Raw genomic sequence first — 12,080 nt, forward strand, 5'->3', positions numbered from 1 at the left:
TTCAAAGAATGACTGTGTCCAACGGGGCCACCGGACTCCAGCGCTCCAGTTCGCGCTCCAGGAAATTGGCCACGGCCAGCAGTCGCTCCTCCTGCCAGTGCGGCCCGACTATCTGGATGCCGATCGGCATCCCGTTGGCCGGATCATGTCCGGCGCGAATGACCACCGCCGGTGAACCGGAGAGGCTGAACGGAAACACAAAGGCATAGCGATCACGATCCTGCAAAGACTCGCCATGAGCGAACGCCACGTCCGGGAATACCGGGCAGATGAACAGATCGTGCTGATTGAAAAACTTCGCCAGGTGATAGCGAAACGTATCGATCAGAATCCAGTCGCGCTTCATTTCATCCACGCTCAATTCGACCTCTTCGCTCAAGCGAATCAACCCTGAGGTGGCGGACGTACAGGTCTGTTTGTTCATGGACTGGAACAGACGCTTCCAGCCACGCCCGGCATCCGCGCCCGTGATGAAAATCCGCCAGAGCACATCGCAGGCCTCGTCGAGCATCAGCGGAGCCGTCGGTGTAACCTGCGCCACCACATTGCTCAGGCAACTCTCGACCCGTTGCAGAACCTGCTTCACCACCGGGCTCACCCGGGTCCTGGTGGACTCCCAGGACAGTGCGACACGCAATTGGGCCAGCGGTTGGCTGGCTGCGAACGGCACATCGACGGTGTCCGGATCGTGACCGTCAGCGCCGCTGATCAGTTGCCCGAGTAACGCCAGATCGTCGACATAACGCCCCATCACGCCAAACGCCGACGTCAGATGAAACAGCCCGGAGCGATCATAGGGAAACTGGCCGGTCAACGGCACGCGCCCCTGGGTCAGTTTCATGCCGCAAATACCGTTGAAATGCGCCGGGATCCGCACACTGCCGCAAGCATCCGAGGCCAGCCCGGCCGGCGAGCAACCGGCCGCGATGGCCGCTGCTTCACCGCCGCTGCTACCGCCAGCGGAGCGCCGCCCGTCATAAGGATTGAGTGTGCGGCCATACAGCAGATTGTCGGTTTCAAACGCCATGCACAGCTCGGGAACATTGCTGATCCCAAGGATGATCGCACCCGCCTGGCGAAGCCGGGCAACGACCGTGGCATCCTCCTGACTGGCCTCGCCCAGCAACTCCTTCAGGCCTCGCGACATTCGGAAGCCTCGCACATGGCAGACGTCCTTGATGGTCATGGGGATGCCGTGTAAAGGGCCACGAATCTTTCCGATGCGGGCCATCTCATCGGCCTCCCGGGCCTGTCGACGCAGTTCGTCGACAGACTCCAGTTGAATCAGGGCATTGATCTGCGGATTGCGTTCATCGATACGCTGCAAGTAGAACTCCAGCAAGTTGACACTGGTCAGCACACCGCGGCGCAGCAGACCGGCCATTTCGCGCAGGGTCAGAGTATCGGGATTGAACATACTCAGCGCTTCCCGTTGCTGCGCAGTAGCTTGTTGGGGATGTGGTACATGTTTCTGACCACCAGCGAAAACGCCTTGACCGCCAGCTTCGGACGCCGGGCGATCGCCTCAAGGGCTTCTTCGGTCATCGTCAGGACATGCCGAAGCGCTTCAGGCGTGATGTTCAGCGGCGGGTAAAACCGCAGAACCGGGTGCGCGGCTTTTTCATTCATTGAATGCCCGGCATGCACGCCACGCTTGCCTAATTCCATGCTCATCAGCGCTTCGTAGACCGAACCGCGCAAGCGCAGGCCGGTCATCAGGCCGACACCGGGCACATCCTCGACAATCTGCGGATAACGCTGAGCCAGCCGTTGCAGGCCATGGCGCAGCAAACCGCCATTGATCCGTGATTGCTCGACCAGGTTGTGCTGCTCGATGTAATCGATGGCGGCCAGTGCCGCGGCGCATGCCACCGGATGCCCGCCATTGGTCCGCTGATCAGGCTCGATCTCGCTCAGAGGGTATTGCGTGGCCAGTCGCCAGCTGTACATCGCGCAGGCAAACGAGGTGTAACCGCCCGTCAGGCCTTTGGAGAGAATCATGATATCCGGCACGATGTCGTCATACTGCACGGCGAACCACTTGCCACAGCGGCCGAAACCGGTCTGGATTTCGTCGGCCACCAGCAAGGTCTCAGTGGCATCGCACAGGGCGCGGATGTTCGCCATGTAACCCACAGGCGGAACCTGTAAGTGGGCGCCCCCCAGAATCGGCTCGACATACACCGCACGCACACCCTCGCCGACCGCTCTCTGCAAGGCGGCGAAGTCACCGTACGGCACATAAGTCACTTCCGAGGCCGCGGTGCCGTAGCTGCGATGGTGCTGTTTCTGCCCAAGAATGCTCATCGCCGCCAGCGTCTTGCCGTGATAGGAATCACTCATTACCACGATTCCACGCCGGTGCGGCTTCACCTTGAGCACATAACGCATGCTCTGTTCGATGGCTTCGGCACCCGAGACCATAAACTGCACATCCCCCCAATTCCCCGGTACCAGATTCCGAAGGCGCTCGGACAATGCGCCTTGCAGCGGATGCACCCGCCCCTCCGGAATCCAGGCCATCTGGTTCAACTGGGTCTGCACCTGCTCACGCACCATCGGATTACGATGGCCGACGATGAACACCCCATAGCTGCAGGCGCAATCGATAAAGCGCTTGCCGGCATGGTCGGTGACATAGATGCCATCGGCGTCCTTTTCGACGCTGGTTTTACCCAGACGATAGAGCTTGGCCGCCGAGGCACTCCAATGCCGCTGGCAATCATCCAGCAGTTGTTCATGCGATAGAGTTAAGGACATGGCTTAAAGTCTCCTTGAGGATCCGGGATGCGCGCTGGATGTGTTCGGCTCGTGCAGTGATCGGACAACGCAGAATCAACTCGCGGCCACGGGGTGCACTGACATAGATGCCACGCTGATAAAGCTCCTCGCACAATTCGGCGGGTTTGAGATCGTCTGGCAGCGGCAGGCTGACCCAGGCACCGCAGGCGACAGCGCCGAATGAGGCGAGCGCTTGCGCCAGGATCTGCCCGTTATTGAGGCATTCCCTGGGCAAGTCGTGTGCCTGCACGTAATCCAGTGCCGCCATGGCGGCCACGCAGGCCATCGGATTGCCGGCCGTGGTGCTGCCATGTTTCGCCGGGCTGCTGCGACCATAGACTTGATAGGCCATCTGTTCGCTGCAGGTATAGGTGCCGACAGGAATCGCACTGCCGCCCAGTGGGCCGCCCAACACCACAATGTCCGGGGTGTTGCGATAACGCTGAAACCCAAACAGCGTGCCCAGGCTCCCCAGACAACTTTGCACGTCGACCGCGATGACCGGCACCGACGCATTGGCCGCCGCGACATACAAGTGATCGAGTAGCACCTGCTCTATCAGGCGCAAGCGACCGTTTTCATCAATCACGGTGCTGGTGTGGCAAACCGCGAAGCAATCGTTCCAGTCCACTTTATCCAGGTCGCGGACATGCCTGATCGCCACGAGTTCGAAGCCCAGGAAACGCTGCATCTGCAGATAGTTTTGCGGCGTGCTCAGGCAACGTCCGTAACTCAGCGAGCCATAGTCACCGCCCTGGACAACAACAATGGTGTTGCCCTTGGGCTTGAGGCCTTTGCACAGTTTCAAGGCGCCTTCGAATGCTTCATCGCCGGAGCTGCACACATAAGAGCTGACCAGCGGTTGCGGTAGCAGCTCGGCCAGGCGCCGGCACAAAGCGATCAATGGGTCGGACATCAGCACTCGATTGGACAGCCCCATGTTCTGCGCCTGAAGGCTGACCGCGTCGATTACCGCCGGTACCTGAAAGCCAAACCCGCCGGCCAGATCGACGATCTGGCGACCGTCACCGTCGATATACGTCTCATACTGACCTGAAATGATTTGCCTGTTATTGGTCTTCATGAATAGGTCTCAGCGGTAGCTCAGGGCGTTGAAGATACGGCGGCGCTCATCAACGATGGCCTCACGACCGTGCATTACCCGACGGTTGTCGATCATCACCATGTCGTGGTCACGCCAGCCGACCGGGTAGGTGTACTGCGCGGAAACCTCGGCGATTTCGTGCAGGAATTCGCCGGGAATGGGCAGCCCGGACGAGGTATCGATCACTGGCACTTCATAGTTGAAGGACGGCCCGAGAATACTGTTGGCAAACGCCGGACGCTGGCTGAATTCGGAGACCAGAATCGCCGGGGTACTGAAGGCGTAATGAATCGAATCATCAAACGGATCGAAGGAGATCTGTGTCTGCGGATCGTCGCCGATGATCTGCATCAGATCTTCGATCCTGACCGCCGCCGGGTCCGAGAGCGCTGGCGAATAATGGCAAACCAGCCGACGCCATTTGTCGCCGGCAACGGTGCGGCTGTAGCGAATCGGGTTGTCCTCGAAAAATGTGCGGCAGGCGGATGACAGCTTTGCCAGTACTTTCTCACCGTCACACAAGGTGGTTTGCGAACCGGTGCGCGGCGCTTCCTGGCAATAAAACCAGGTGATGTCCGGCCAGAACGGTGAGTTACCATTTTCGCAATGCAGACCGATCGCCTGGCGGCCCGCATCCACCAACTGCGCGGCTCCACCGACCATGACACGAGCCGGGTCGAGGCTCAGTCGCGAGCTGTTCTGCTTCACATAGGCGCTGAAATCCTCAGGGTTGTGGATGCAGTTACGTAACAGGACGACGCCGTAATGCCCCAGCAAGTCGTACAGCTCGGCCTTGCCCAGGCTTGCAAAATGGCGCGGCTCAATAATGGATACATCGGGGCTTTCACAATGATAGGCAGGCGTGTTCATCAGATGCATTCCCTTGCAGATTGGCGAAAACAGTAGCGATATCGGCGCGTTTTGGACGGCCGGTGACGGTGTAGAGTTGCTCGAGCAATGGATCGTCCTTGGTCAGCAACCACAGGCGGCTCGGTCGCTCGATGTCGGAAAAGCGCCGGGCTGACCAGCTAGCCAGCTCATCGCGATCCGGTACCGACTCAACACACAACAGCGCCACCAACCCATGGGTTTCATCGAAAAACACAGCGGCATCGCGCACACCGGGGTATTCGCGGTATTCCAGCTCGACCTGTTCCGGGCTGACGTTGCGGCCATTGGGCAGGCAGATCACATTTTTCTTGCGGCCGCGAACATAAAGAAAGCCATCAGCATCCAGCTCCCCCAGATCCCCGGTGTCCATCCAGCCATCGTCGGACATCGAACAGGCGCTGGGATCTTTGCCCGAGTAGCCGCTGAACAACGAACTGCTCTTGACCTCAATGGTCTGGTCGGCGCCGATGCGCACTTGAACATGCGGCAACGGCCTGCCCACACTGCCCAGACGTTGGTGCTGCAAGGTATTCATACTGACGACCGAGGCGTTCTCGGAGAGCCCGTAACCCTGGAACACCGCAATGCCATCCTCGGCGAGGGCATGCAGGATATCGATGCTGACGGCCGCGCCGCCGCACGTGATATGCACCCCCGCATGCAGGTAACGAGACAGGCGTTCACCCTGCACGCCGCCTTCGGTCAATAACTCATGAAAGTGATTGAGCATCACCGGTGGTACCGTCAAGGCCGTCGGTTCGACCCGCAGGATCCATTCGATCAAACGCTGCGGTGACGTTCCTGGCTCCCCTAGCAGCGCCTGGCCTTCAGGCAGGAAATACACGGTCCCGCCGGCCAGCAGCGGTAAATACGCGGCGGTCACTTGTTCCAGCAGCAGGCTCAATGGCACCAGTGACAGATAGCTGCGATGGGCATCGACCGGCATCCACTGGCGCAGGGAAGTCAATACCGCCCCCACCGCCGCCGTGCTCAGGCGCACACCCTTGGGCCGACTGGTAGTCCCCGAGGTATGAATGATTTTGCAGATCCATGCACTATCGCCGTCCGGTTCTCGCAACAACGGCTGCTCCAGGGCAGGTTCACTGATACGCCTGAGACGGCTGTCGGGAAAGTCCAGCCTCCACCGCTCAGCCAGCGTCCGCTCGCCTGCGGCATCCACCAGAAACCCGTCACAACGCTCGGCAAGGTGTTCGGCCTGGGACTGACTGAATGCCAGCGGCAAAGGCAATGCGGTAATGCCGGCAAACAGGCAAGCCAGATCGGCAATCAACCAGTCACTGCTATTACGCGTCGCAATCCCCAGCACAACGTGATCGCCATGAGCGGCCGAGTCGAAGCGCCGCTGCAGTTCTGCCGCCAGATTCAGCGCCCGGGATTCCAGCTCGCCATAGGTCATGACAGCGGCGTGTTCCAGGCCGGTCGGAGCACAATCGATAGCGCAGACCTTCTGACGATTGACCTGCAATGCAAGCCGCAAGTCAGCAATGAAATGACCGCTCATGGTTGCGCCCTCGCCGGCAAATCGGTCGACAGCTGGGTAAACAAAGTACCGAGGGTCATAGCGGCGAATCGCGAACGTTTCGGGTCCACGCGGATAAAACCGGTGACAGGTAATTTCGAGTAGTAGGTACCCCAGTTCTTGCCACCATCGTCGGCCAGACGCTGAGGGTCCGCTGTGAGCAGCGGTTCGAAATCGATCTGACAGCTCTCCATCATTTGCCGGACCCGAGGTGTGACGGTGCAAAGCAAATATTGAGCCCCCATGCACCAGGCCAACAACGGAACCATGTTGACCATGATCATCCCGGCTGTCCGATGATGAGAAATCAAACTCCCTATTTCAGCAATAACTGATCGATCGATCATTTTTTCATAACGCTGGGACAGAATCGCTTCTATCGGTTGCGACAGGTATTGCTCCGAAAACAGTGTGCGATGATCCGCAAAAGTTATACCGGCGCAAGAAAGAATGCGCTCCTCACTGTCTTGGGTGACCGCAAAATACTGCGGGCTCGGCTCTACGGATGCCTTATAAGAGCTGCGAAACTTTTCTTTCACAACTTGAGTCGCCTGCATCCATAACGGCGTTTGACTTTCCGTGACGCGTACCAACACTTCGCCCTCCTATCCCTGGTCAGGGTTCTCTCTAAGTGGAACGAGAATATATTGAGGAAATCTCCTACAGACTATTTAAAAAACCAATTGCTTCCACTAATATATAAATAAACAACCTTGTCACAAAACACGACGTAACGTGACACACATGGATTTTCACCGAGATGGACCTTTATGCTTAATAGCAATCTGCTACGAAAACTGGATATGCAGGACCTTATGGTTTTCGTGGCTGTGTATGAACAAAGAAGCGTCACCGAGGTCTCCGAAACCCTCTGCGTCAGCCAGTCCACGGTAAGCTACTGCTTGAAAAAGCTTCGCACGAGTTTCGAGGACGAGCTCTTCATCAATACCCGCAATGGCATGTGGCCAACACACAAAGCCGCCACAATGTACAGCCATGTTCTCAAAATCCTGAAGAGCATAAATATATGCCATTCCGGACTACACTCATTCGACCCGGCGCAAAAAGAGATCACTTTTAATATTTGCGCACCTGAATATTTCGAACTTCTTATACTTCCAAACTTATTGAAACGCTTTATCGGCAGTAGTTTTCCGGTCATAGTAAATATCCAGAAACTCCACATAGACATCCCTAACGACGAACTTATGGATGGCCGTTTCGATCTGGCAATTTGTTTCGGGCCCAACTTTCATCACAGTGCTAAAAATTTGAAATCACAAGTGCTGCTGGAAGATGACCTGGTCTGCGTCGTCGATAAAGACTATGCGCCTCCAGAGGGTGAGTTCAGCCTGGACACCTTTGTCGCACGCCAGCATATCTTCCCGACTCCTTGGACTTCAGACACCAACATGGTGGATGGCTGGCTCAGCAAATTGGGCTACACCCGCCAAATTGTCGCACGAGCTAATAGTTACGTTGCGGCACTCAACATGATCCCCGGAACCGATTTTGTTCTCACTCTGCCTCGACGCATCCAAATGCTGATCAGCAATGAAGCCAGATTCAGCCATTGCAAACCACCGACGGGTTTACCGAACTTCACACTGGACATGTTGTGGAACGAGAAACCAGGTCAAGACAGCGCCAATAACTGGTTTCGCGAACAAATTGTCAGCGTGTGTGCGCAGGACGGATTACTGTAATAAGACTTCACTTTACTGACCGACCGCAGCCAAGTGTCTGGGCGTAACTTCAGCGCTTGGCCGGTGAGATACAGCATCTGGCACTCGATACAGGTCACCTTCGAGCAATCTGCGCTGATACAGAAAATCCCGCCCCCCCTCAGGCCAGTGATGTGTAGGTCGTGTTACCTACACGTTGTGTCCCACATCTGACAATGAAGCTTCCTACAAGCCATTCTCCTGGCACTATCGTTCCGTTATCCTGTTGAATCGTATTCAAAACAGGACAGGGAGTTCATAGACATGGGTCAGATGCTTAACAGCAATTTACTTAGAAAGCTCGATATGCAGGACCTCATGGTGTTCGTCGCCGTGTATGCACAAAGCAGCGTCACCGCCGTCTCCGAAACCCTTGGGGTCAGCCAGTCCACCGTCAGCTATTCGCTGAAAAAGCTGCGCACCGGCTTCGAAGATGATTTGTTCATCAACACCCGATCAGGAATGCGTCCAACCTACAAAGCCACCACTATGCACGAGCATGTGCTGAAGATTCTGGAAGGCATCAACCTCTGCCATTCCGGGGCTCAAGCCTTTGATCCGACTCTAAAAGCCGTCACCTTCAATATTTGCGCGCCGGAATACTTCGAACTGCTGGTACTGCCGCGGCTGTTGAGGAACTTCGACTTCGCTAACCTGCCGGTGATCGTCAATGTGCAAAAACTCGATACCGCTCCGCCCATCGATGAACGGCGTGACGACAGTCTCGATCTGGTGATCTGCTTCGGCCACGACTTTCAACACAGCCACACTGACTTCAAATCCCGGAGGCTGGTTGAAGACGAGCTGGTTTACGTCTTCGATAAACGCGTAACTCCGCCGCAATTACGCCCAAATTTGCGATCCATTGAACATCGTCACGTGCTCTCTCCACACAAGACCTTCGACACCCACAGTGTCGATCACAAACGACAGCATATCGCGCAACCCGCCAGCTACAGGGCAGCCCTCAAAATGATCACCGGCACCGATCTCATCCTGACGCTACCGCGGCGCATTCAAACGCTGCTGGCCAATGACGCGGTATTCAGTCATTGCGAAGCATCAAAGGGCTTGCCAGGATTTATCCTCGACATGCAATGGAGCGAAGCCAGCGATCAGGACAGCGCCAATACGTGGCTTCGCGAGCAAGTGGTCAAAGCCTGCGCAGAACAGGGTTTGCTCTGCACCCCTGACCTGATCTGTCAGAGTCCGATGGCCGTCTTGGTGTAGGACTCGCGATCAATATCCAGAATTTCCGCACACAACTGCACATCTACGTTGGCCGGCCATTCGCACAAGTCCTGCAACACTGCCAACAGGCTTTGTGACAACTGCTTCTTGATCTCCGCCGAACGCCCGCTCAACAGTGCCAGCTTGATATGCACAAAAGCCCGCTCGCCCAGTGCGGTGCCAACCTTGAAGCTCTCGACCTTTACTGCACGGCTCTTGATATCGAACTCGGCCGCAAACTGACCGGAAGCCATCAACGCATTGTTGAGTCGCATCAACGCCAGATCGGCATTCAACTCGGGCAAGTTGGCGGTGTATTCCATGTGCAGGTGGGGCATAACGGGGCTCCTGAAGATTGGCAGAAAGGTCGTACATATAACACAGAGCCGCCCTGTTCACTGGGACGGCGCAAGAGTCGCACGCTCACTCATGAACGCCTCCAGACGCGAGCGCAGCCAGCGCTCGGCCGGATCGCTGTCGACATGACTGAGCCAGACCATGGACAGGTCCAGGGTCGGCGTCTTGAACGGAAACGGCTCCTTGAATAGTTGGCCGGACGCGGACATCGCTTCAGCCGTGTAATCCGGCAGGCTGGCGATCAGATCGGTGCCGGCGAGCAAGGCCGGCAACGAGCTGTACTGCGGAACGGACAGCACTACCTGGCGTGTACGACCGATCTCCGCCAGCCATTCATCGGCGTAGCCACTGACATTCGCGGTATGGGACACCAGCACGTGCGGCCGCGAGCAATATTCATCGAGGGTCAGCGGTGTGTCCGAGGCGTCTGCGCGCAAAATACTGGGCTGGATGTGCCGCAGCAATTTGCGCTTGGCGTTGGCTGGCAGGCCGCGGGTCTGGCTGATACCAACGGTGATATCACCAGACGCCAGCAGGTCGGGAATGCGCCAGTAGTCGACATGCTGAACCACAAACACCACCTTCGGCGCTTCCAGGCGCAAAGCACGCAGCAGCGGCGGTAAAAGGCCGAACTCGACATCGTCCGACAGCCCGATGCGAAACGTCATGGTGCTGCTGAGCGGATCAAAATCATGGGTCAGGCTCAAGGCCACCGACAGCGAGTCCAACGCCGGTGACAGGTGCTGAATAATCTCCTCGGCCCGCGCCGTCGGCTCCATGCGATGGCCGACCCGAATGAACAGCGGATCATTGAACATCGTCCGCAAGCGGTTCAGCGCCGCACTGATGGTCGGCTGACCGAGGAACAGTTTCTCCGCCACCCGTGTGACGTTGCGTTCGAGCATCAATGTCTCGAATACCACCATCAGGTTGATATCGGCCTTGCGCAGTTCATTGCGATTCATCTGTTGCACCCCGATCCCAGACGGCGGACAGTTTAGGGAGGTGTTGCGATCGGCGTCTATGCAGGTTGGCAAATGACCCGATCCCTAAAAATCCAGGGCACTTATACGAGCGTTCGGAAAAAAAAAGAAGCTGCTCTGACTGAGCAGCTTCACCACCCTGGAGTCTATATCTCCTTGACCGGGGTCTGATCATGAGTCCCTTTGATCAAACTGATGGCATGCACGCAATCAGACTTGTTGACGTAAGCCTCCCCACTGGCAATCGTTTCATGGTTCCCCGCCCGCAAACGCCAGCGCCATTGGCCCTTGCCAGTTTGTGCGATACCACGGGTTTGCCTGTAAATCTCAAAATACATTGATCGCTCCTTGCGACTGCTGATTACGACAGGTCAGTGACCTGCAGAACCAGAGTAGATGAGGAATTTTTGCGGCAATGTCTTTCAATGTCAGGGGATGTTTCGAAGATAGCCCCTTGATTCGTGAAGCGATCAACAAATACAGGGGGTGGTAATTAAAGCGACTCGGTGGAGGCATTTTTCTCGTGAACAGGCATATTTTTCTTACGTTGCTGTGCTGATTCATCCGACACCAAGAACCTGGGCAAAAGTAAGGACGAACCCGAAAGTGGTCGGTCGGAAAAATCTGCACAAACGAAAAAGCCCCGTAGCTTATTCAGCTACGGGGCTTTTTCTATGTAATGGCGGAGAGATAGGGATTCGAACCCTAGGTACCGGTGAAGGTACAACGGATTTCGAATCCGTCCCATTCGGCCACTCTGGCATCTCTCCAACGGCGCGCATCATAACAACACTTTTGCCGGAAGCGAACCCCCTAAGCGAAATTTTTCCGTGCTATCAGATGCTTGCGTCGATTAAAGCGGTACGCCCAGACGATTGGCGACTTCTTCGTAAGCTTCGATGACGTCACCGAGGCCCTGACGGAAGCGGTCCTTGTCCATTTTCTTGCCGGTGGCCTTGTCCCACAGACGGCAGCCGTCCGGGCTGAACTCGTCGCCCAAGACGATGGAGCCGTCGGAGAACACGCCGAATTCCAGTTTGAAGTCGACCAGCAGCAGGCCGGCGTCGTCGAACAGTTTGCTCAGGACTTCGTTGACCTTGAGCGACAGTTCTTTCATGCGAACCAGTTGCTCGGCGGTGCCCCAACCGAATGCCACGACGTGGGATTCGTTGATGAACGGGTCGCCCTTGGCGTCGTCCTTCAGGAACAGTTCGAAGGTGTAAGGGTTGAGCTTCATGCCCTCTTCAACGCCCAGGCGCTTGACCAGGCTGCCGGCGGCATAGTTACGCACGACGCATTCGACCGGGATCATGTCGAGCTTCTTCACCAGGCATTCGTTGTCGCCCAGCAGTTTGTCGAATTGAGTCGGCACGCCGGCTGCTTCGAGTTTCTGCATGATGAAGGCGTTGAACTTGTTGTTCACCATGCCTTTGCGGTCGAGCTGCTCGATGCGCTTGCCGTCGAACGCC

12 protein-coding genes and 1 tRNA gene are annotated in these 12,080 nt (G+C 56.7%); 2 read left to right on the forward strand and 11 right to left on the reverse strand.

Annotation, left to right across the window (positions count from 1 at the left end; genetic code table 11):
* Nucleotide 1: 1 nt before the first annotated feature.
* Genes ACIPLA_RS16850 through ACIPLA_RS16875 form a run of 6 tightly spaced genes read right to left on the reverse strand, consistent with a single transcriptional unit; the run spans nt 2 to nt 6,913 of the window.
* Entirely contained in the window at nt 2-1,417 is a 1,416-nt protein-coding gene (locus tag ACIPLA_RS16850; RefSeq protein ID WP_401174332.1) for an amidase, read from the reverse strand.
* A 2-nt stretch (nt 1,418-1,419) separates the two neighbouring features.
* Nucleotides 1,420-2,760, reverse strand: a complete 1,341-nt coding sequence (locus ACIPLA_RS16855; RefSeq protein WP_401174334.1) for an aspartate aminotransferase family protein — start codon at nt 2,758-2,760, stop codon at nt 1,420-1,422.
* A complete protein-coding gene (locus ACIPLA_RS16860) occupies nt 2,738-3,865 on the reverse strand; it encodes an aminotransferase class III-fold pyridoxal phosphate-dependent enzyme (RefSeq protein ID WP_218398170.1) in 1,128 nt (375 codons plus the stop codon). Before ACIPLA_RS16860 ends, ACIPLA_RS16855 begins: the two co-directional genes overlap by 23 nt.
* Before the next feature lie 9 nt (nt 3,866-3,874).
* Nucleotides 3,875-4,756 carry a TauD/TfdA family dioxygenase gene (locus ACIPLA_RS16865; RefSeq protein WP_401174337.1) on the reverse strand — a complete coding sequence of 294 codons (882 nt, stop codon included), beginning with the start codon at nt 4,754-4,756 and terminating at the stop codon, nt 3,875-3,877.
* Nucleotides 4,731-6,299, reverse strand: coding sequence for an AMP-binding protein (locus tag ACIPLA_RS16870; RefSeq protein ID WP_218398173.1), 1,569 nt, complete (start codon nt 6,297-6,299; stop codon nt 4,731-4,733). Before ACIPLA_RS16870 ends, ACIPLA_RS16865 begins: the two co-directional genes overlap by 26 nt.
* On the reverse strand, nt 6,296-6,913 hold the full coding sequence (locus tag ACIPLA_RS16875; RefSeq protein WP_401174341.1) for a thermostable hemolysin: 618 nt from the start codon (nt 6,911-6,913) through the stop codon (nt 6,296-6,298). The genes ACIPLA_RS16870 and ACIPLA_RS16875 overlap by 4 nt, the downstream gene beginning before the upstream one ends.
* 174 nt (nt 6,914-7,087) lie before the next feature.
* Here ACIPLA_RS16875 and ACIPLA_RS16880 point away from each other — a divergent pair, with 174 nt between their 5' ends.
* Together ACIPLA_RS16880 and ACIPLA_RS16885 are read left to right on the forward strand one after the other, a co-directional pair.
* Complete coding sequence (locus ACIPLA_RS16880; RefSeq protein ID WP_123499067.1) at nt 7,088-8,023, forward strand: LysR family transcriptional regulator; 936 nt, start codon at nt 7,088-7,090, stop codon at nt 8,021-8,023.
* Between the two features lie 291 nt (nt 8,024-8,314).
* Nucleotides 8,315-9,271 (forward strand): LysR family transcriptional regulator, encoded by a 957-nt coding sequence (locus tag ACIPLA_RS16885; RefSeq protein WP_401174355.1) that lies wholly within the window; start codon nt 8,315-8,317, stop codon nt 9,269-9,271.
* Here ACIPLA_RS16885 and ACIPLA_RS16890 read toward each other — a convergent pair.
* The 5 genes from ACIPLA_RS16890 to purC form a co-directional block, all read right to left on the reverse strand.
* The gene (locus ACIPLA_RS16890; RefSeq protein ID WP_401174345.1) at nt 9,244-9,609 is read right to left on the reverse strand and encodes a 5-carboxymethyl-2-hydroxymuconate Delta-isomerase; all 366 of its coding nucleotides are present in this window, start codon (nt 9,607-9,609) and stop codon (nt 9,244-9,246) included. The genes ACIPLA_RS16885 and ACIPLA_RS16890 overlap by 28 nt on opposite strands.
* A 57-nt stretch (nt 9,610-9,666) precedes the next feature.
* The gene (locus ACIPLA_RS16895) at nt 9,667-10,593 is read right to left on the reverse strand and encodes a LysR substrate-binding domain-containing protein (protein WP_401174347.1); all 927 of its coding nucleotides are present in this window, start codon (nt 10,591-10,593) and stop codon (nt 9,667-9,669) included.
* 164 nt (nt 10,594-10,757) lie between these two features.
* Nucleotides 10,758-10,949, reverse strand: coding sequence for a DUF1508 domain-containing protein (locus ACIPLA_RS16900; protein ID WP_008074435.1), 192 nt, complete (start codon nt 10,947-10,949; stop codon nt 10,758-10,760).
* Nucleotides 10,950-11,291: 342 nt separating this feature from the next.
* Nucleotides 11,292-11,381, reverse strand: a tRNA-Ser gene (locus tag ACIPLA_RS16905).
* An 83-nt stretch (nt 11,382-11,464) separates the two neighbouring features.
* A partial coding sequence (gene purC, locus ACIPLA_RS16910) for a phosphoribosylaminoimidazolesuccinocarboxamide synthase (RefSeq protein WP_401174350.1) occupies nt 11,465-12,080 on the reverse strand: 616 nt, incomplete at its 5' end.

The organism is Pseudomonas sp. NPDC086112 (assembly GCF_044746425.1).
GTDB lineage: Bacteria > Pseudomonadota > Gammaproteobacteria > Pseudomonadales > Pseudomonadaceae > Aquipseudomonas.